The 20,613-nt window shown below is 39.0% G+C and carries 21 protein-coding genes; 11 read left to right on the forward strand and 10 right to left on the reverse strand.

Features of this window, described 5'->3' with window-relative positions; translation table 11 throughout:
* The first annotated feature begins 81 nt into the window (after positions 1-81).
* The 8 genes from M1E96_RS13710 (at position 82) to M1E96_RS13745 (ending at position 7,085) form a co-directional block, all read left to right on the forward strand.
* Positions 82-876: a PhzF family phenazine biosynthesis protein gene (locus tag M1E96_RS13710; protein WP_369427128.1), complete on the forward strand. Its 795-nt coding sequence runs from the start codon at positions 82-84 to the stop codon at positions 874-876.
* Between the two features lie 146 nt (positions 877-1,022).
* Positions 1,023-1,433, forward strand: coding sequence for an acyl-CoA thioesterase (locus M1E96_RS13715; RefSeq protein ID WP_070924823.1), 411 nt, complete (start codon positions 1,023-1,025; stop codon positions 1,431-1,433).
* A gap of 190 nt (positions 1,434-1,623) precedes the next feature.
* A complete protein-coding gene (locus M1E96_RS13720) occupies positions 1,624-2,079 on the forward strand; it encodes a DUF1097 domain-containing protein (RefSeq protein ID WP_337979449.1) in 456 nt (151 codons plus the stop codon).
* A 532-nt stretch (positions 2,080-2,611) separates the two neighbouring features.
* Positions 2,612-3,658 carry an aliphatic amidase gene (locus M1E96_RS13725; RefSeq protein ID WP_272580871.1) on the forward strand — a complete coding sequence of 349 codons (1,047 nt, stop codon included), beginning with the start codon at positions 2,612-2,614 and terminating at the stop codon, positions 3,656-3,658.
* A gap of 77 nt (positions 3,659-3,735) precedes the next feature.
* The gene (locus M1E96_RS13730; protein ID WP_369427129.1) at positions 3,736-4,758 is read left to right on the forward strand and encodes an AAA family ATPase; all 1,023 of its coding nucleotides are present in this window, start codon (positions 3,736-3,738) and stop codon (positions 4,756-4,758) included.
* A gap of 3 nt (positions 4,759-4,761) precedes the next feature.
* Positions 4,762-5,247, forward strand: coding sequence for an AmiS/UreI family transporter (locus M1E96_RS13735; RefSeq protein ID WP_140182595.1), 486 nt, complete (start codon positions 4,762-4,764; stop codon positions 5,245-5,247).
* A gap of 526 nt (positions 5,248-5,773) precedes the next feature.
* A complete protein-coding gene (locus tag M1E96_RS13740; protein WP_070924826.1) occupies positions 5,774-6,340 on the forward strand; it encodes a tetratricopeptide repeat protein in 567 nt (188 codons plus the stop codon).
* Positions 6,341-6,647: 307 nt separating this feature from the next.
* Positions 6,648-7,085, forward strand: a complete 438-nt coding sequence (locus tag M1E96_RS13745) for a universal stress protein (protein ID WP_272580874.1) — start codon at positions 6,648-6,650, stop codon at positions 7,083-7,085.
* A 457-nt stretch (positions 7,086-7,542) separates the two neighbouring features.
* Here the strand turns inward: M1E96_RS13745 and agp are convergent, their stop codons facing one another.
* Positions 7,543-8,796, reverse strand: a complete 1,254-nt coding sequence (gene agp / locus M1E96_RS13750; RefSeq protein WP_070924828.1) for a bifunctional glucose-1-phosphatase/inositol phosphatase — start codon at positions 8,794-8,796, stop codon at positions 7,543-7,545.
* Between the two features lie 284 nt (positions 8,797-9,080).
* Here agp and M1E96_RS13755 point away from each other — a divergent pair, with 284 nt between their 5' ends.
* Both M1E96_RS13755 and M1E96_RS13760 read left to right on the forward strand, forming a co-directional pair.
* Entirely contained in the window at positions 9,081-9,524 is a 444-nt protein-coding gene (locus tag M1E96_RS13755) for a GNAT family N-acetyltransferase (RefSeq protein WP_070924829.1), read from the forward strand.
* A gap of 8 nt (positions 9,525-9,532) precedes the next feature.
* Complete coding sequence (locus M1E96_RS13760) at positions 9,533-10,087, forward strand: GNAT family N-acetyltransferase (protein ID WP_180355078.1); 555 nt, start codon at positions 9,533-9,535, stop codon at positions 10,085-10,087.
* 69 nt (positions 10,088-10,156) lie between these two features.
* Here M1E96_RS13760 and M1E96_RS13765 read toward each other — a convergent pair whose 3' ends face one another.
* The 6 genes from M1E96_RS13765 to M1E96_RS13790 all read right to left on the reverse strand — a co-directional run bounded on the left by M1E96_RS13765 (position 10,157) and on the right by M1E96_RS13790 (position 17,197).
* Positions 10,157-10,615, reverse strand: coding sequence for a YbaK/EbsC family protein (locus tag M1E96_RS13765; protein WP_369427130.1), 459 nt, complete (start codon positions 10,613-10,615; stop codon positions 10,157-10,159).
* Between the two features lie 191 nt (positions 10,616-10,806).
* The gene (gene fdnI, locus M1E96_RS13770; protein WP_140182599.1) at positions 10,807-11,466 is read right to left on the reverse strand and encodes a formate dehydrogenase-N subunit gamma; all 660 of its coding nucleotides are present in this window, start codon (positions 11,464-11,466) and stop codon (positions 10,807-10,809) included.
* Positions 11,459-12,340 (reverse strand): formate dehydrogenase subunit beta, encoded by an 882-nt coding sequence (fdxH, locus tag M1E96_RS13775; RefSeq protein ID WP_070924832.1) that lies wholly within the window; start codon positions 12,338-12,340, stop codon positions 11,459-11,461. The genes fdnI and fdxH overlap by 8 nt, the downstream gene beginning before the upstream one ends.
* Positions 12,341-12,352: 12 nt before the next feature.
* A complete protein-coding gene (fdnG, locus tag M1E96_RS13780; protein ID WP_318706569.1) occupies positions 12,353-15,400 on the reverse strand; it encodes a formate dehydrogenase-N subunit alpha in 3,048 nt (1,015 codons plus the stop codon).
* 553 nt (positions 15,401-15,953) lie between these two features.
* The gene (locus tag M1E96_RS13785) at positions 15,954-16,277 is read right to left on the reverse strand and encodes a YnfA family protein (RefSeq protein WP_272580877.1); all 324 of its coding nucleotides are present in this window, start codon (positions 16,275-16,277) and stop codon (positions 15,954-15,956) included.
* A gap of 29 nt (positions 16,278-16,306) precedes the next feature.
* Complete coding sequence (locus M1E96_RS13790) at positions 16,307-17,197, reverse strand: LysR family transcriptional regulator (RefSeq protein WP_319067524.1); 891 nt, start codon at positions 17,195-17,197, stop codon at positions 16,307-16,309.
* A gap of 97 nt (positions 17,198-17,294) precedes the next feature.
* Between M1E96_RS13790 and M1E96_RS13795 the strand changes: the two genes are divergently transcribed.
* The gene (locus M1E96_RS13795; protein WP_140187150.1) at positions 17,295-17,735 is read left to right on the forward strand and encodes a PACE efflux transporter; all 441 of its coding nucleotides are present in this window, start codon (positions 17,295-17,297) and stop codon (positions 17,733-17,735) included.
* 46 nt (positions 17,736-17,781) lie between these two features.
* Here M1E96_RS13795 and M1E96_RS13800 read toward each other — a convergent pair whose 3' ends face one another.
* The 3 genes from M1E96_RS13800 to M1E96_RS13810 form a co-directional block, all read right to left on the reverse strand.
* Positions 17,782-18,318, reverse strand: a complete 537-nt coding sequence (locus M1E96_RS13800) for a GNAT family N-acetyltransferase (RefSeq protein ID WP_319067527.1) — start codon at positions 18,316-18,318, stop codon at positions 17,782-17,784.
* A 430-nt stretch (positions 18,319-18,748) separates the two neighbouring features.
* A complete protein-coding gene (locus M1E96_RS13805; RefSeq protein WP_180737848.1) occupies positions 18,749-19,777 on the reverse strand; it encodes a LacI family DNA-binding transcriptional regulator in 1,029 nt (342 codons plus the stop codon).
* Between the two features lie 80 nt (positions 19,778-19,857).
* Positions 19,858-20,406: a D-lyxose/D-mannose family sugar isomerase gene (locus M1E96_RS13810; RefSeq protein WP_272580881.1), complete on the reverse strand. Its 549-nt coding sequence runs from the start codon at positions 20,404-20,406 to the stop codon at positions 19,858-19,860.
* Positions 20,407-20,613: the final 207 nt, after the last annotated feature.

A 20,613-nucleotide genomic window follows, 5' to 3' on the forward strand; every position in this document is an offset into this window, starting at 1 on the left:
ATCGGGTGTTTTTTTATTTCGACGATTAACTATTATAAAGTATATACTTTCCTTCCCTACTTTCTTTTTTGGAACTCCATGATGAGTGGTATATCGCTTCCTGTTTACTATGTCGATGCTTTTACTAATCAACAATTCCGAGGTAACCCTGCCGCTATCGTATTATTAGAAGAGTGGCTTGCCGATGAGAAACTGATGGCGATCGCCGCAGAAATTAATCTCTCAGAAACCGCATTCTTAGTTGATGACCATATTCGTTGGTTTACCCCCAACCAAGAAGTTAAGTTGTGTGGTCATGCCACCCTCGCCTGTGCGTTTGTACTCCATCAATTTAAGCAGTTACCAATTACCCCTTTTACCTTCCAGTCCCTTTCGGGAGAATTAACCGTTTATAGAGATCAGCATGGTTTTACACTCGATTTCCCGCTTCTGGAAACCGAACAAGTTGCCGTCTCCGATTACCCTCAACTAGCTGAAATCTTAGGTGTTGAGATTGCTTCTTTGTGGCTCGCTAAAGATCGCTACATCTGTTTTTTAAATGATGCAACTCAAGTCGCTAACTGCCAACCTGATTTTCTGGCTATGGCAAAGCTACCCTTAGCAGGATTAACGATCACCGCTGCCAGCGATGAAAAAAATGCGGATTTTGTATCACGCTACTTTGCCCCCGCAAAAGGCGTCGATGAAGATCCCGTTACAGGCACATCACACTGTGCGATAGCGCCTCTTTGGGCTAACCAATTAAATAAAACGCAATTAATAGGTAATCAAATATCTGCTCGTGGGGGCATGATGCGATGCTCTATTGAAGGTGAACGCGTTAAGTTAACCGGAGAGGCAACTCTGTTTTTGACTGGCTACATCCATCTTACATAATTCGAGGTGCCGCTAGGTGAAAAACGATGGCTTGGCTAACGGAGTGTCTTTGTAACTTGAACGATAACGAGCCTAGTCAGTGTAATTTTTTTGAAAGCGTATTACACTGACGGCCTATTGTTTTTTATTAAGGCTAAGGCAACATCATGCGTTCTGAAGTTGATGAACTCATCACCCAAAAAATCGAAAATTCGATTACCAGTGTCTCCAAAGTTATCTTTCCGACGACCACCAATCACCATGACACCTTGTTTGGCGGCACAGCGTTAGCATGGATGGACGAAGTTTCTTTTATCACAGCAACACGTTTTTCTCGTAAACGTTTAGTCACGGTTTCGACAGAAAAAATTAATTTCACTCACCCCATTCCCTCTGGAACGATTGTCGAACTGGTAGGCAAAGTCAGTCGTGTAGGTCGAACCAGTTTAACCGTGAATGTCTCTATTTTTTTAGAAAATATGTATTGTGAAGGGCGTGAAGAGGTGATCCACGGGCAATTTAATTTTGTGGCTGTTGATGATAACGGTAAACCAACCCCGCTGTTTGAACCGCAGTAACTATTATCTCATTGGGGTAAACAAAACAGTTTATCCCACATACTCTTTAGCATTCTGAATATATATTGATCCAAGTGCTTTTTTTACAGCACACGCTAATGATAGAATCCCCGCCCTTCGAGAACTCGATACGTGATAACAGCATGGCATCGCCATTGCTCTATTTGACTTAATCATTGTAAGTGCCATTGTGAAAATACTTTTTTCTATTTCTTTAACTACTGCAATACTTTCCGCTGTTTGGGCGTGGCTAGCAAACTCATTAGGATTAATTGGTTGGGCAGGCTTCTTAGGTTGTACCTCTTATTTTGCCTACCCAAAAGAAGGCTACAAAGGAGTATTAATTACGTTGTTGACGATTGCGAGCGGAGTTGTTTGGGGACTGGTCATGATCCACAGCAATAGCCTACTCGACAATATCCCTAATTTTGTTGAATACCTGATCACTGGCATTGTGGCCTTTATTATGTGTATTCAAGCTAAAAAGATATGGCTTTCTTATATACCCGGCACGTTTATTGGCGCCTGCGCCATCTTTGCTGCTCAGGGTGATTGGCCTGTGACTTTGTCATCGCTATTAATTGGCGTGTTATTTGGTTTCTCAATGAAAAAAAGCGGCTTATGGCTATCTGAGAAGCTGAAATAAACACTGGGGTTGTTGCCTTGAAATATTACTCAGCCATTTCAACTAGGATTGAGTCAATACAAACAACAACCCACCGCTTAAAATATAACTGCAAAAAATCACCCCGTCTGACTCATGGCAAGATTATTTATTACCTCTTTGTGACAGCATAGAATAAATCAAAATAAAACCATCATAATTAGAATACTTAATGCTGGCTTTTTTCTTATTTACCACCAATTTAAATATGGTTTAAACTTAAAAAGCAAAATATTTAGCAATATAATCAAATGGTTACTAATAATATCATTCTATAGTGATCAGAATCACATAATAATACATTACGTTCACCCCCACCTTCTCAACTAGCTATATTTACTTAGTCTTTAAACGATTACTAAACACGCTATTTTTAACTGGCTCATGGCGTAGCTAAGTCACAAGGCAGTGAGTAATTGGAGCACTAATCACACTTTAATCAGTGAAAAATGTAGCCGCGGTTCCTTAGCATTCGCTGCACCTTGAAGTATAACGAGTATATTAAGGAAACATTATGAGACATGGTGATATATCGAGTAGCCCTACTTCCGTCGGTGTTGCTGTAGTGAACTATAAAATTCCTCGCTTACATAGTCGTAAAGACGTCATTGAAAATGCGCAAAAAATATCAGATGTCATTACTGGCGTAAAAACAGGTTTACCGGGCCTCGACCTGATTATTTTTCCAGAATATAGCACCCAAGGGATCATGTATGACCATGAAGAAATGATGGAAACAGCGGCTACTGTTCCCGGTGATGAAACACAAATATTCTCTGCTGCCTGTAAAGCCAACAAAGTTTGGGGAGTCTTTTCCATTACAGGAGAGCAGCATGAAGATCATCCTTTAAAAGCACCTTATAACACACTGATTTTAATTGATGACAACGGCAATATTGTTCAAAAATATCGCAAAATCATCCCATGGTGTCCTGTTGAAGGCTGGTACCCCGGTGACAAAACCTATGTTTCAGAGGGGCCAAAAGGGTTAAAAATTAGCTTAATTATCTGTGATGATGGCAACTATCCTGAAATATGGCGCGACTGCGCAATGAAAGGCGCTGAACTGATCGTTCGCTGCCAAGGTTATATGTATCCCGCTAAAGAACAACAAATTTTGATGGCAAAAACCATGGCGTGGGCAAATAACTGTTATGTTGCTGTCGCGAATGGAACAGGCTTTGATGGCGTATATACCTACTTTGGACACTCTGCAATCATTGGCTTTGATGGTCGAACGCTTGGCGAATGTGGTGAAGAAGAGATGGGTATTCAATATGCTCAACTTTCTGTGACTGAAATTCGTGATGCACGCAAATATGACCAATCACAAAATCATCTCTTTAAGATTTTACATCGTGGCTATACAGGTATTTATAATTCAGGTGATGGTGATAAAGGGTTAGCTGAATGTCCATTTGAATTTTATCGCAGTTGGGTATTAGATGCAGAAAAAACGCGAGAGCAAGTGGAAACCATCACACGTGATACTGTTGGGGTTTCAGAATGCCAAGTTTATGATTTGCCTACCAGCGGAAATAAAACCAAAGATGTTGGTTAACACGAATTAATGAAAAGTAGTCACTCTTCATATATTAAAGAGTGACTACTAATATCGCTGTTATTTAGGAATAAACTATGCCTTTTATCAATGACATGTTGGCATCAAATCATCCCCCTCAAAAAAATAGCGACACCCAGCCGTCACAACATGACTTAAAGGGATTCCGCTTTACTTTTGATCCTGATAACGTTATCCAATCGATAGAGAAACAGATTATTGGGCAAGATGATGTATTAAAACAATTGAAAGATGTGTTGTATTGTATTAAAGCCAATATATTTGATCCGGAGAGACCACTTAGCACCTTGCTATTTTTGGGGCCAACAGGTGTAGGTAAAACAGAAACCGTTATTGCTTTAGCAAAAGCGCTCAATAATGGCAAAAATTTATCTTGCCGTATTAACATGAATACCTTGTCCCAAGATCATTATGCCGCATCCCTATCCGGTGCTCCACCAGGCTATTCAGGCAGTAAAGAATCCTATTCTTTATTTGATAGCGATAAGATAGCTGGAAGTTATAGTACCCCTAGTATCGTCCTGTTTGATGAAATAGAGAAAGCGAGCAAAGAAGTGATTAGAACGTTGCTCAACATTCTTGATACTGGTGAACTGAGTCTCGCTAATGGGCAAAAAAATATTAATTTCAGAAATGCGATTATTATTATGACGTCTAATTTAGGCTCAAAAGATATTCTGAACGAGAAACGAACATTATTTGAACTTTTTAACTCAAAGTCTCAACAACAAAAAATGCTTAAGCAGCTTGAACAGCGCTTTGAGCCTGAATTTATTAATCGTATTGACCGGAAAATCAGTTTTAAGAAAATTGATTCCGAGCAGGCAATCAAAATTATCGACTTAGAATTATCAAAGCTCAATAAAAGGATCGCTCGGTCTTTTATGACCGTCGTATTAGATAATGCAGCAAAATTAAAAATAAATTCAATGTGTGATCGTCGTTATGGTGTCCGAGATATAAAGCGAGTGTTTAAAGTGCATATAGAGCCTTTAGTCGCCAACATAATCTTGAAGGGAAAACATAGTGAACACATCGAGTTTACCGTAAATGATAACCAATTGACCCTCAAGAGGTGATATATGGGCGGTATATTACTCATTTTTATCGGCAGTGTTTTAATTGTAAATGGTATCTCGATAATCAAAGGATATGATGATAAAGAAACGGGGATTTTTAATGGCATTATTGGCTTTTTCTGCCTCATTGGAAATATTGTATTAATGCTAAATGCCAAAGAAAGTGCTGACTATGTGGCCATTGCACAATCTATGTTATTTACGTTCACCTATATCTTTCTCAGCTTAGTAAAAATCTGTTCGTTATCGGGAAAATTATTTGGTTGGTATTGCTTATTTGTTTTCTTTAATGCTTTATTTTATGCTTATTATACAAATTCAGATCTTAGAATGGTTACATTATGGCTGCTATGGGCTGTGCTTTGGTTTTTATTTTTCTGCGTCTTTTCACTTAATAAAAAAATCAGATACTTAGGAAATTTAACCCTAATAATAGGTATTGCTACTTGCACTATTCCAGGGTTGATGATGGTGACCAATAATTGGTAATAACAATATGTCACTTAAAAAATCCAAGCTATATACACTTTAAATTAGTAGATATTTCATATGTTTTTCACAATAAAAAACACTTTTATAGTGTATTGTTACAATAGATAACTAAGTCTAACGACATTATATAAAAAAGCTTAAAACACATTGATATTCTATCTCTGTAGTCGTAGAGTATTTACAACAAAATAAGGTTGTTACTCGGTATATTAGCTACTGTTAACATCGCTATGCTTGTTAAAACATGATATTAATATATTTAATAAGTTATTTAAGGTGTAGTCATCATCCGTTAAAAGTGTACAGAGCAATGCTCTAAATAATTCATATTGGCAGCTAGGCAATAAGTAAATAAGCCGCTAGGAACGATAGGAGGCCATGTGAATGCACATAGTCACTATACCTTATCAAAAGAGCTGTAAATTGAAACGTGATGAAATTAAGTAAAAATACCAATACCAAGCGTATGTAACAATAAAACTAACCGGCTAATCGATGGACTCAATAAGATTTTAATATTGCTATGTATAAAATTTACTCATTAATTCTATTTTTTATCCTTTCTATTCATTCAAGCTTTGCGGCCGTATCAAACGAAACCCTTAAATTGATTGAAAAAGAAGCGCAAAAAGGGGATATCAAAGCCCAAGTTATGTTGGGTATTGGTTATTATCTTGGTAATGAAGTAAAGCAAGACTACCCTAAAGCCAAAAAATGGCTAACTATGGCATCAAATAAAGGAAACTCAGATGCGCAGCTATTTTTAGGTGATATGTACTTGAATGGCCATGGTGTTGAGCCCAATATCGAAACGGCTATCCAATGGTTTGAAAAATCCGCAACACAAGGTAATGCTGAGGCTCAAAACTATATGGGACAGATATATTACCAAGGTATTGGTGTTAAACAAAACTACATTGTGGCATTCGATTGGTTTAAAAAATCAGCAGATAAAAAATATCCACCAGCGCAATATCAAGTAGGTAAAATGTATGAAAACGGTGAAGGCACTGAGTTAAGTGATAAATCAGCGGCCGAATACCTCGACAAAGCCTGCAAAGGTGGCCTAAAGGAAGCTTGTAAAAAATAATTGTGATGATGACCACTGTGATTACCATGATCACGGTGGTTATATCTGTTCCATTCTCCCCTCATAATCCGTTTCTTTTTTACTTTTTATAAACACTCATTATATTGAAAATACTAATGATTAATTTCAATATACAATGAAATGTTCTAAACTTATATACTCTAAATAATTCAAATTGCAGGTAGGCGACAAGTGAAGATAGACGGGGAGCATAGATGAACTATGTGACTCGGTAAGCTGAGCGTAGTCAACACCCCTGCAACTTGAAGTATGACGAGTATAAAATAAAAGACAAAAAAGAGGATGTATGTACAAAACTATTTTAGTTCCGATTGATGTAACCGAAGATGCCTTGACGGACCTCGTTATCCCTCACGTTGAAGCCATCCAAAAATTAAACAATGCAAACGTTCATTTTCTTGCCGTTACAGCACCCATTTCAAACTATCTACGTTACGGTGGCACCATACTACCAGGCGACTTCCCTGATGATGAAAAACAAGCTGAGATCATCCTTAACGAGTTAAAAGAGAAAGTAAAACGCTTCTCACTCCCCGCTGATAAAATTCACGTGACCTCTTCAGTCGGTTCAGTTAAAGATGAAATTTTAGCTATTGCAGAAGAAATTAGCGCTGACATCATCTTAATTGGCTCTCGCCATCCAAGTATGTCGACCTATCTACTGGGATCAAATGCGGCTTCAGTCGTACGTTATGCCAAAACATCGGTTTTAGTGATCCGTTAATCCTCTACATATAATTTCATATGCAGCTAAGCAATAAGTTAATGCAATGATTAGAGCGTACATCAATATGTTATAGAGCATGAGTAAATATGCTATCTATGACTTTACGAAAGATACTGCAACTTAAACAGTCAGCGGCATAGCTAAAAATAGTCTCTTTAGCGGAATTATCAGTCATTTAACTTTTTGCGATCATCTTAAAACGAACAAATCGAGAGATAATAAATACACACAATTTATAAGACTATTACATAAGATTATAGGTTAGATTAGAGACTCATAAACATTTTCGTGGCTTTCACGCCCTGCTATCTAGCAGGGTTTTTTCTGACTTTTAGGTACTTTTTTCCTGAAGTTCCCATCATACTACCTCAAGTTGTCTATGTGCCTCCCTGTATACTAACAATGAAAAGCCCGCCAATTACTCAGGCGGGCTAACAACTACATTTAAAACCACTTATTGCTCTAGCGCGGACTTCATCACCTTTTGGAAATCTTCCCAAGAACAATAACCATTTTTATCAATTGGGCAATTTTTCATTTCTAAAGTGACGTGTTTTGGCGGTGTCTCTAATGAGAGATAGCTATTATTTCTTAGCTGATCTGCGGTTTGATACACATATTCCACCTTAACATAATCTTTTTTATCACTCTTATCATGCCAACGTTGGAACACTAATTTACCGCCAATTGGTGTGTGTTCATATTGTTCCGCTAATTGATAAGGTTTGAAATCCATAGCCGATAATAACGATGCAATATTCGAATCATGGCCTACTAACATAATAAACTTAGCTGTTTCACCTTTACTCGCGGAAGTAAAACCTTTATTGATATAATTTAATAAAGGGTGAGCGACATTCTTAGCAATTAATTTTGGCGTAAATAACGTTTCCTGATAGCCATTTTTTAACGTATTAAGCTTCTTCCACTTATCAGCGCTATTAACAAGTCCCCAAGCCACTTGATCCGCTGGAAAACCTTCATAGTACTGTAAATCAATGGCATCAACAGCAGAGTTCGCAATTTTAAGTGAGCCCACTACCCCTGGCTCTTTATCCGCTTCAATAATAAAACTGTTATCCTGTGATGAGAGCTCACATAACTTATCAGCCTTACATTTCTGTGAATCTTTAATATTGAGAACAGTATCTAACTCATCATAACCCGGTTTAAGATCAAGTCCTTTTAAATGCTCAGCCATTGCAGCAAGTGCTTTTTGCTTAAATTCAGGGCTATCATTAGTAATAATTGGGTTAAATACAGGATCCATCTTACCTATTTCAGGTTGATGATGAATTTTTACTGCACAGCCCGGAAATGCACCTGCGGTAAAGAATTGAGCGGTGGCAATCGTTCTTTGCAAACTATTAGTATAAACAAACAGATCTTCATTATCTGTTGGGCAAAGTTCATCAGAGACAAGTTTATTTTGATCAATCCACTCTCTGAAATAGTGTCCCATATACACTTCAAGTGCACCGCCTTTAGTCGTTAAATAGCCACTTTGCGCATCCCAAGCAGGCCACTTTTTATCTGTGACTTCAGTCAAAATACCTGTATTAACAATTGGTGTCCGTAAATTATGACGACTTAATAATAAGACTTGTTCGAGTTGCATATTTTCAGCATTATCTGTACTTGCCAGAACGGGTGCTATCGGTGCTGATAATGCGGCGGATAAACAAAATGTTAAAACCTTATATTTCATCGAGATACCCCTACCATTTTAATATTTTTACAGTTATTCAATATCAGCAACTCTCTGAGAAAAATAACCAATAGAGTCGATACAGTGATAAATATGTCATCCTCTTATCATGAAGTAACTGACTTTTTTTTCTGCGATTAATATCTCAAAAATAGACTTATCAATGTATTAACATCTAATATGCCTATTTATAAATGAGGTTATTGTTACGAAGTGAGCCTGCTATTGACATTAATTAGAGACGCTTTAAGATGTTTTTTTAATTAACAAAAGAATAAAATTACGTGAAAATCTTACCCGCAATACCCTCTCAGTATCATGAAATTATTGATGTTTGGGAATCATCAGTCAGAGCAACACACGACTTCTTGCCTGAAAAAATACTACAACAATTAAAAGTCGCTATCCTTGAACAATATTTGCCACATCTTACAGTCTATGTTGCTCTCAATAATAATCGCATCGATGGCTTTTTAGGTGTTGATGGCAATAAGCTTGAAATGTTATTTATATCTCAGGCTAATCGCGGCAAAGGAACAGGTAAACAATTACTGAATTTCGCCATTAAAGAACTAGGTATCACTGAAGTTGATGTGAATGAACAAAATCCTCAAGCAGTTGGTTTCTATCAATATATGGGGTTTAAACAATTCGCTCGCTCTGAAAAAGACGGTGAGGGTAATCCTTTTCCAATCCTACATCTAAGACTAAATCCATCAATAAAATGAGGAGCACCATGTCAATTATTGAATTAGAAACACCTCGCCTGCGATTACGGGGCTGGACAGAACAAGACAAGCCTGCTTTTTTTAAAATGAACAGCTCTACAGAGGTGATGCGCTATTTCCCTTCTGTATTAGATAAAGCGCAAAGCGATCACCTAATGTCACAAATAATGGCAAGGTTCGATTCGCAAGGTGGATGGGGTTTATGGGCTGTTGAATTAAAATTAACGGGTGAATTAATTGGATTTGTTGGGCTAAATATTCCTAGATATCTGTTTCCTTTCTCACCTTGTACTGAAATTGGCTGGCGATTGCGCGCCGAATATTGGCGTCAAGGCTATACAACCGAAGCCGCTCAAGTTGTGATCAAATTTGCCTTTGAACAGCTAAAACTGAAAGAATTAGTCGCTTTTACTGCTGTGTCCAATACCCCTTCAGAGGCTGTGATGAAAAAATTGGGGATGCATAAAGACGCAGAACATTTTAATCACCCAGCACTTCCGGAAGGTCATTGGCTGAGTGAACATGTGTTATATCGGCTACAGAATCCTGAAATAGAGAGCTAATGTAGCTCCCTAAAGGTATTTATCTTTGGTAGTCGATGGTCATTCAAATTAAAGCCATTTTAGATAACCTTATTGGCAGATATCAATCCAAACTCCTTTGGTGAGTTCTAATATACGCTGTGGTGAAATCCGCAACGCACTATTCACTGAGCCAGCTGCCGGCAATACTTCGCTATATTGTTGTAACGATACATCGCAATATACAGGTAATGCTTCTGGTAGCCCAAAAGGGCAAACCCCACCTACTGGATGACTCGTCAACTCAACGACTTCATCCGCTCTTAGCATCCTTGCTTTAGCCCCGAGAGCTTGCTTAACTTTTTGATTATCTAGCCTTGCTTTCCCAGCGCAAACCACCAGCACAACCTCATTTTTGACTTTTAAGGATAAGGTTTTCGCGATTTGATTTGGTTCAACATTATGGACAATCGCCGCCTGTTCAACTGTTGCAGTCACACCATCTGTTTCAAGAATTTCAATATCAGGGGCATGTTCGGCAATAAATTTTCTAACGGATTCAATACTCATCGTGATGCTCTTTCATTATGATTTGCAAGTAACTATTAGTTTTAGCTTACCTCCCGTCTTTTTTGTATTGAAAAAATTTCAAATAGCACCAAATCATCAAATTAAATAAAAAACCCCCAGTAATTGATTGTCCAACTATTGGGGGTCACTTCATTTTGACAGCAATGGCTTTATATCTCTCAGTTTAATTCCTAAGATTTATTCTTTTGCGTTTCAGCTTTTGCTTCTTTGGCTTCAACTTCACGGTACCAACGCGGGTGGTGTTTTTTCGCCCAACGGCGACTCACTTTTCCTTCGATCATGCCGTTAATAGAACCTTTTACCCAAAATGCCATATACATATGGATCAATATCGCATGGATTAAAATAATTGCAGCAGCAGCATGGATCAATAAACTCCAACGCACTAACCACATAGGGAATAGATGGGCAAAATAAGGACGCCAGATAATGATCCCTGTCGCCAACAGAACAAAAATCATGCTCATGATGCTCCAAAACATCATTTTTTGCCCTGCGTTGTATTTCCCCACATCAGCCACATGGTGTTCATTGCCTTTTAGTACTTCAACAATATTTTTAATCCAAGGTAGATCTTGCTTGTCTGGAATATTATGTTTAACAAAACGGAAAAACATAAACATCAAAACAACAAAGATCAGCACACCAAAAAATGGATGAAGAATACGCCCCATTTGCGGTGTACCAAAGGTTTCAGTCAACCATTTTAATGTCGGGAAGAATAACGCTATCCCTGACAAAGCTACTAAAAAGAAGCTGATGACCACTGTCCAGTGACATGCACGGTCAATGAATTTTGTCCGAACAATCATTTTGCTCTTTTTACTCATGATCGTCTTTCTCCTCTTCATCATCCACTTCTTTATTTGGCCCAATTCCTACATAGTGGAAAATTAGACCGGCAAAAGTGGCAATAAAGCCTACCACTGAAAGTGGCTTGAGAACCCCTTTCCAAAGGTTAATCGGTGTATCTATTTGAGGATCTTTTGGTAATCCATGATAGAGCTGAGGGTTGTCCGCATGTTGTAACACGTACATAACATGTGTGCCGCCAACGCCTTGTGGATCGTAGATCCCCGCATTACTAAAGCCTCGCTTCTGAAGCTTAGTGACGCGTTCATCTGCATACTCCAACATCTCTTGCTTAGTACCAAAATGAATGGCGCCTGTTGGGCAAGTTTTCACACACGCAGGCTCTTGCCCTACCGCGACTCTATCCACACATAAGGTGCATTTATACACTCGATTATCTTTCGGATTCAGCCGTGGAATATTAAATGGACAACCCGCAATGCAGTAGCCACAGCCAATACAATGTTCAGATTGGAAATCCACAATCCCATTGGCGTACTGAATAATGGCCCCCGCGGAAGGACAGGCTTTTAAGCATCCAGGATCACTACAATGCATACAGCCATCTTTGCGGATCAGCCATTCGAGCTTACCGTTTTCAGTGGTTTCACTAAATCGCATCACGGTCCATGATTTAGCACTCAAATCCATTGGGTTATCATAAACCCCAACACAATGACCTACTTCATCACGAATATCGTTCCACTCTGAACAAGCAACCTGACAGGCTTTGCAGCCAATACAGGATGTCACATCAATCAGTTTTGCAACTTCAAACTTGTCATCACGCACCTGTGGCGGAGGCGTAATACTGTTGGTCGCGGAACGTTTAATAATGTCTTGAGATTGCATTTGTTCCCTCCCTTACGCCTTCTCGATATTAACTAAAAACGCTTTATACTCAGGTGTTTGAGAGTTTGCGTCGCCGACTGATGGTGTTAACGTATTGGTAATAAAACCTTTTTGTGTTGCACCTTCAAAGCCCCAGTGGATCGGTAAGCCAACCGTTTCAATCGGTTTACCATCGACCATCAAGGTTTGTAGTCGTTGGGTCACCACGGCAACTGCTTTGATAAAGCCTCGTTTGCTGCTCACTTTAACTTTGTCACCGTTGGCTATTCCTTTTGCCTTCGCTAACGTCTCACTGATTTCCACAAATTGTTCAGGTTGCACAATCGCATTTAAACGCGCGTGCTTAGTCCATGTATGGAAATGCTCAGTTAAGCGATAGGTGGTGCCGACATAAGGGAACTGTTCGTGATTTCCAAGGCGTTGTTTGTCCTCCTCAAAAATCCGTGCCGCTGGGTTTGAAATCACATTAGGATGTAATGGATTGGTGCCCAGTGGTGTTTCAAAAGGCTCATAGTGCTCAGGGAACGGCCCTTCTGCCATTTTATCAATCGCAAATAAACGCCCTAGACCTTCTGGCTGCATAATAAATGGCGCTGTCCCGACTTCAGGCGCAGAGGTATTAAAATCAGGAATATCATTACCGACCCATTTTTTACCATTCCATTCAATTAAGGTGCGTTTTTTATCCCACGGTCTACCTTGAGTATCACAAGATGCACGGTTATAAATGACACGTCGGTTTAGCGGCCATGCCCATGCCCAACCTAATGTATTACCGATGCCTGATGGATCGCTGTTATCACGATTTGCCATCTGGTTGCCTTTTTCTGTCCAACTGCCGGTATAGATCCAGCAAGACGAAGCCGTAGAGCCGTCATCGCGTAATAGCGCAAATGAACTGAGTAATTCACCTTTTTTGGCTTGCAAGTTGCCATCAGCATCATACAAATCGACCAATGCAACACCATTGTTCTCTTTCGCGACTTCTTCTGATTCAGGGTGGAATTGGCGTTTGTAGTTCCAACGCATTTGCATTAATGGATCACGGCCTTTGCCCCCCTCTTGCTCATACAGCTCACGAATTTTGTATAAAATACCTGTGAGTATTTGCCCATCATTACGTGCTTCTCCGGGTGCATCCGCAGCTTGCCAGTGCCACTGTAACCAACGGCCTGAGTTAGCGATCGAACCATCTTCTTCAGCAAAACACGTCGATGGCAAACGGAAAACTTCAGTTTGAATAGCAGCAGGATCTACATCATTCATTTCACCGTGGTTTTGCCAGAAGTTTGCGGTCTCGGTTACCAACGGATCAACAACCACTAGGTATTTCAGTTTACTTAAACAACTGACAACTTTGTTTTTATCAGGGAATGAAGCAACTGGGTTAAATCCTTGACAAATATAGCCATTGACTTGATCTTTACTCATCATGTCAAAGTACTTCATCACGTCATAAGCCTGATCCCACTTAGGTAACCAGTCATAACCCCATTGGTTATCTTTTTGAGCCGCATCACCGTAGAAAGACTTCATCAAGCTGACAAAGAATTTTGGATAATTGCTCCAATAGTTAACTTGATTAGGTAACGTCGCTTTCGGTGTGTTTGCTGCCAAATAGCTGTCGACAGAAGTCAATTTTTCAGAAGGCAAGGTTAAATAACCCGGCAAGCTGGTGGATAACAGACCTAAATCGGTTAAACCTTGAATATTTGAGTGACCACGTAATGCGTTAACGCCTCCGCCCGCCATGCCCATATTACCTAACAATAATTGGATCATTGCCATAGTACGGATGTTTTGAGCACCAACAGTATGTTGCGTCCAGCCTAATGCATACAAGAAAGTGGTCGTTCTATCTGCTGTACTGGTTGATGCCAAAATCTCACAGACATTTAAAAAGTCATCTTTTGGCGTACCACAGATTTGCTCTACAATTTCAGGTGTATAACGCGAAACGTGTTGTTTGAGTAAGTTCCAAACACAGCGAGGATGTTGCAAGCTATCATCACGTAATGCATAACCGTTTTCATCAAATTGATAGTTCCAAGTCGTTTTATCATAAGCGCGTTTTTCTGCGTTATAACCACTAAATAAACCATCATCAAAGCTGAAATCATCCCTAACCAACAATGCTGCGTTAGTATAGTGTTGAACATACTCGGCATTGATTTTGTTGTTTTCAATCAGGTACAGCAAAACGCCTGACAAGAAGGTGATGTCAGTACCAGAACGAATAGGAACATAATGATCAGCAACTGATGCCGTGCGCGTAAAGCGTGGATCGATCACAATTAAGGTTGCGTCATTATTGTTTTTCGCTTCTATCGCCCAGCGGAACCCAACAGGGTGTGCTTCCGCAGCGTTTCCGCCCATGACAATAATCACATCGGCATTTTTAATATCAACCCAGTGGTTGGTCATCGCACCGCGACCAAATGTTGGAGCAAGACTTGCTACCGTTGGTCCGTGTCAGACACGCGCTTGGTTATCAACTGCCAGCATCCCCAGTGATCTAGCGAATTTCTGGGTTAGCATACCGGTTTCATTGCTCGCCGCTGATGCACACAGCATCCCTGTGGAGAGCCAACGATTGACCGTGGTTCCTTGATCGTTTGTTTCAATAAAGTTGGCATCGCGGTCATCTTTCATCAATCTAGCGATGCGAGTAAATGCGTCATCCCAACTGATACGCTGCCATTTATCAGAGCCCGGTGCGCGATATTCAGGATAGCGTAAACGGTTTTCACTATGGATATAGTCAAGTAAACCAGCGCCTTTCGGACACAGTGCACCTCGGTTGACTGGGTGATCAGGATCACCCTCAACATGGAAGATAGCCGATTTAGCATTCATGGCACCATCGCCCATGCTATAAATTAATAATCCACATCCTACAGAACAGTAAGTACAAGTATTACGAGTCTCTTTAGACCGAAGTAATTTATATTCACGTACATTGGCCATTGCCGTTGCAGGCATAAAACCTAACGCAGCTACAGTAGTACCTGCCATCCCGCCGGCACAGATTTTAAAAAACTTTCTGCGACTGACGTTCATTGCTTCCCTCTTTATATTTGTTTTATATACTCTAAATAATTCGAGGTGCAGATAAGCGACAAGCAAAGATAGATGGGAAATAAAATAAATAATGAAACCCACCTAGCGGAGCGTCGTCAAAACCCTGCAATTAGAAGTATAACGAGTATAAATCGGTCGCAGAATATCAGCGCATGATAATAATATATTGCCTAAAATCAATGAATGTGAAAATAAATAGTAAATTAATATTATTTGAGTAGTTAATTTTCTTTTTAAAATACCACCAACTAGGTAATATTTCTCATTATTGATACAGATCAATCCACCATAAATTTATAAAACACAAAATAGGAATTAAAATCAAAAAATAGAATTTAGCTTAATTTATAAATAATCATTCCTAAGCTTAACTAAAAAGAAATAATAATATTATAATTATATTTTATACGTATATTAAATAATTTGAGATAAGGCTGAGCGATAAACATTTATAGTACTGTGCATATATAAGTATGTCGTCAGCCGCAAACAATCCCTACCACCATAAAAAATTATAAATTCATAGTGTTAGCTACTTCCAACCACTAATAATAATACCTGCGCCAATAAATACTACGATGGCACCGAGCCAATCGGTTGTGGTTAATGATACGCCATCAACAACACGTAGCCATATCAATGCCGTTGCGATATAAATTCCACCATAAGTTGCATAAATACGGCCGCTTGCCTCTGGGTGCAATGTCAGCAACCAAACAAATATGATTAAACATAATGCAGCGGGCAATAATAACCATATTCCTCCCTGCTTTTTCATCCATAAGTAAGGGAAATAACATCCCGCTATTTCAGCCAATGCAGTTAAGAAAAATAAACCAATAATCTTTAATGACATAAATTTACCCTCTATCAAATTACTGTGTTTTATCTTGCCGAATTATTGGTTTTTAATAACTCAATCAATTCCTGTGCGCCCCGTTTTAATACCTGACCTTTTAAACAGGTAATATGAATGGGAAGTTCCAAACCATTTGGGGTATTTTTAAACTCCAGCTGTTTTAGCGCACCAGACTGAAGTTGATCTTTGATTAAAGAAATGGGTAAATTTCCCCACCCCATACCTGCTTTCACTAAACCTAGAGCCATAGTAAAGCTTCCCACCCGCCAAAAATTTGTTGCAACCACCGACCGAATGTCACTTAATTGACGCTGAAAACTGCTGATCACAATTTGCCGTGTTTGCACTAAATCTTCGATAAACAAGCCTGTTTTGTGAGCAATTGATGGGTGATCGGCACTAATAGTTGCAACTAAAGACTCATAACCAATGCAATAAAACTGCTCCTGTGAATTCACCGATAACCCACCAAACGCCATCGCTAATTGAATTTTGTGCTCATACAGCAGGGGGAAAATATCATCTTGTGCCGCAGTGATTAATTCCACATGCATTAAAGGGTAGCGCTGGCTAATTATTTTTAGTGCTTCAAACAGCATATTTGGGTTTATCCCTTCGGCAACACCAATGGTTAATGTGCTTTCAACACCTTCAGTTAATTCACGAGAAAAAATATTTAACTGCCACAAATTATCCACAATATTGCGAGCGTAAGGCACTAAAGCGAGTGCTTTCTCCGTGGGTTTTGGCTCACGTGTATGCCTTTCAAATAGTAAAAAACCTAACTCCGCTTCTAAATTAGCAATGGCCATACTTACCGCTGAAGGCACTTTATGCAGCGATCGCGCTGCTGCTGAAAATGAACCTTTTTCTATGACCGTTAAAAATATACTTAAATTTTCACTATTAAATGGCATCGTTAACCTTTCAATAATTCTGATAGTAGTTAACTTTTATTATCACTAATCTTGACTTAACTTACCAGCTCTCACAGCACAGAATAATGGATATAAAATGCAAGGTATCAAACGTAAAGTGGTTTTTATTACCGCCTATGAAGTCATTGGCTGGGTTATTTCATCATTAGCACTGGCATTTCTTTCGGGGAATTCAGCGGGCACTACAGGCCCCTTAGCTTTGGTGATTACTACCATTGCCGTTAGTTGGAATTTTATTTTCAATGTTGCTTTTGAATATTGGGAATCGAAACAAAAATCAAGAATTCGAACATTTCGCCGTCGATTTGTTCATGCGATTTTATTTCAATTAACTTTAGTGATCTTTTTGATCCCTTTAATTGCATGGTGGCTATCAATTAGCTTGCTACAAGCACTCATACTCGATTTTGCGCTAATTATTTTTATTCCTATTTATACTTTCTTTTTTAACTGGGCATTCGACAAAATATTTGGGCTCCCTACATCAGCTTTACCACAACAAGAGCATAGCCATTAATAGGCCAATTCAATAGCCATCCGAATAAGGATGGCTATGACCTAATTTACCACTGGTCTCCGCCGCGGAAATCGCAATACAATGAAGCGGTGAAATCAATACTCTCATTCGCTGACCACCCCATCACACCGCCCTCTTCTTCAATGGAGCGCATATATTGTCTCTGTTTTAGCTCAAATAAGCTGCCTTTCCACACCTTCCAACCCACAGAAGAATAAAGTTGCTGCCCTTCTTCTGAAGCTGATAACAACCCTAGCTGGTAACATGAACTAATGATCTCGTTGGTGTGTTGCATCAAATGAGTACCAATTCCTTGGCGACGATAAGTTTGCTCAACCACCATCGCTTCAACGTAACCCACTGACATGGGTTCATTATTCATGGCCATATTTCTCTGTATAATAGCAACATGACCAATCATTTTTTGTTGGTCATAGGCAATAACATGCATACCACCTAATGTATGTTGAAAGTCATCGTCGCTAAAATCATTATCAAAGCCTTCTACTAGTAAACTAAATAGCATTTCTTTTTCACTGGATGTTAATTGAGAGGTATGCAAAAAACGGTATTTTATAGTCATAACTTACCTATGAGGAGTGGAGAGAAAGACAGTGATTATAAAAGTTTTCACTTATCGTCAATGAAAAAGAAATGCCTTGATAATATCTACAGTGAATTGGCCAGCGTTGATTAATACCGCCTTACCATGGACACACATTTACCCGAAATATTTAATTTCAGCGAGTTATTCGATGGGCAATGGGTTCATATTAACCTCAATCACCCCATTCCCTGAAAGCGATAAGCGTATTTAAGGTTAATATAAACGATGACACTGAATAAAAAGTTATACTCGTCATCCTGTAAGTTGCAGGGCTTTTGTTAAGGTATAAGTGACTACACTCAGCTAGCCGAGTCACATAGTCTATCTATACCCCCCTCCGACTATCTTCGCTTGTCGCCTACCTGCAACTCGAATTATTTAGAGTATAAGTTAAAAACTGTACTCTTTATAAAGCATGTTCTGGTGATATTGCTGTCAATTTCCCGCGCACAATCACTTTAGCAGGCTTAGCCGTATCATCAGATGCTCTTCTCACCGCCATATTGATCACTTGCCAAGCAATTTCTTGTAAGTCGTGAGAAATACAAGGGAAATTAAAACCATATATTGATGAATAAGACACTTCATCAATGCTAAATAAAGCCACATCATCACGTAGTGAAATTTGATGCTTTATACAAGCCTTGATAATCCCTAAAGAGATTTGGTTATTACAACCAACAAAATAATCGGGGGCTTTATGATGTTGCAGATAATTATCTGTTACCTTATAGGCTTCGTCCATCAGGAAGTCGGCATATAAAATATCAACTTTATCGACACTGCCTTGCAGTGCTGCATTTAAACCTGTTACTCGGTCTCTAGCAACATTCGAATCTTCAGGACCTGAAACGATCACGACTTTTTTTGCGCCTTGCGATTGCAAAAAGCGCCCTGCTTGCAAACCACAATCTAAATTATCAATATAAACGCCACTACATTGCTTAATGTCCACTTCCCTATCCACTAAAATAACTGGGATATTTAATAATTCTAGTTGCCTAAAATAAGCGGGCTTATAAAAGCGATCAGATGAAACAACAGACAAAATAATGGCGTCCACGTTATACCCGATCAGTTTTTCAATGATACGTGCTTCATTTTCTTTTGATTCATAAGAATCAAAAACCAACGTGTCATAACCTACATGATAAGCTTCTTGCGTCATCAATTTCGCCAATCCACCAAAAAATGGGTTTCCCATATCAGGGGTAACGATACCGATAGTCTTTGATGATTTAGCACGTAGGCTACGTGCCACTGTATTTACCACATAGCCTATTTTATCTGCTGCTTCTAAAATCCTTTTTAAGGTTTCGGGATGAACTTTGTCTGGCTGTGAAAAAGCACGGGATGCAGTAATTTTACTGACATTTGCAAGTGCCGCAACATTTTCAAGTGTCACCTTCTGTGACTTATGATCGGCCAATTTCATCTCCTCATTAAACTAAGTATCATTTTATACCATTATAGTATCATTTAATCGTTTCAGTCATGCAAAATCCGTTCAATAACTCAAACACCTTCCAAGCGCCGCACGCGAGGATCAGTAAAAATATCTAATTCGTCACGACTTTCGCTGGAAAACTCAGAAACAACCGCCCCCATACTACCGGCCTTAAACCAATGTAATGTATTAGGTTTTATCGTATACTGATCGCCTGCTTTTAATAAAATAAAGCGATCACATTGATACCATTGCTCATCCCCTTCAGGCTTAGCACAAATAGGTTCACCTGAATCATTTTGATTTAATCTGAGTGTTGGGTCATCGACAAAAAGATATACTTCCCCCCAACGACAACGAAACGTTTCTTGCTTACCTATTGAATCATCAAAAGGAGGGTGTCGATGCTCAGGACAGACTTGATTAGGAAATAGCACCAGCTCTTTCGCACAATAACGTTCATTATTACAATAAGTTAGCAACTGCAACCCAGAACGTGGATAATCAGGTAAACCAAAACTGGCAATTTCAATCCGCGCTTTTTCTTCTTCAGTGATAGTTATGTGTGCCTGTTGTAAAAAGTTTATCACTTGTTGGCGGTAATTATCTTTATTCATGCTGCGACTCTCCTTAATGATACCGATAACATTATAACGGTATTCAAATCACAAAAAATGTGATCAACCAGCCCATTTTTCCGCTTATCGTTACAAAAAAGCTACTCATTTAATGAAACTATAACCTACATCACATAAAAATAATAAAATTCGATCTAATATCCGCATCATTAAAATGATATCGATACCATAAAAATGAGATAGAGG

Source organism: Providencia sp. PROV236 (genome assembly GCF_033676985.1).
Taxonomy (GTDB): Bacteria; Pseudomonadota; Gammaproteobacteria; order Enterobacterales; family Enterobacteriaceae; genus Providencia; species Providencia manganoxydans.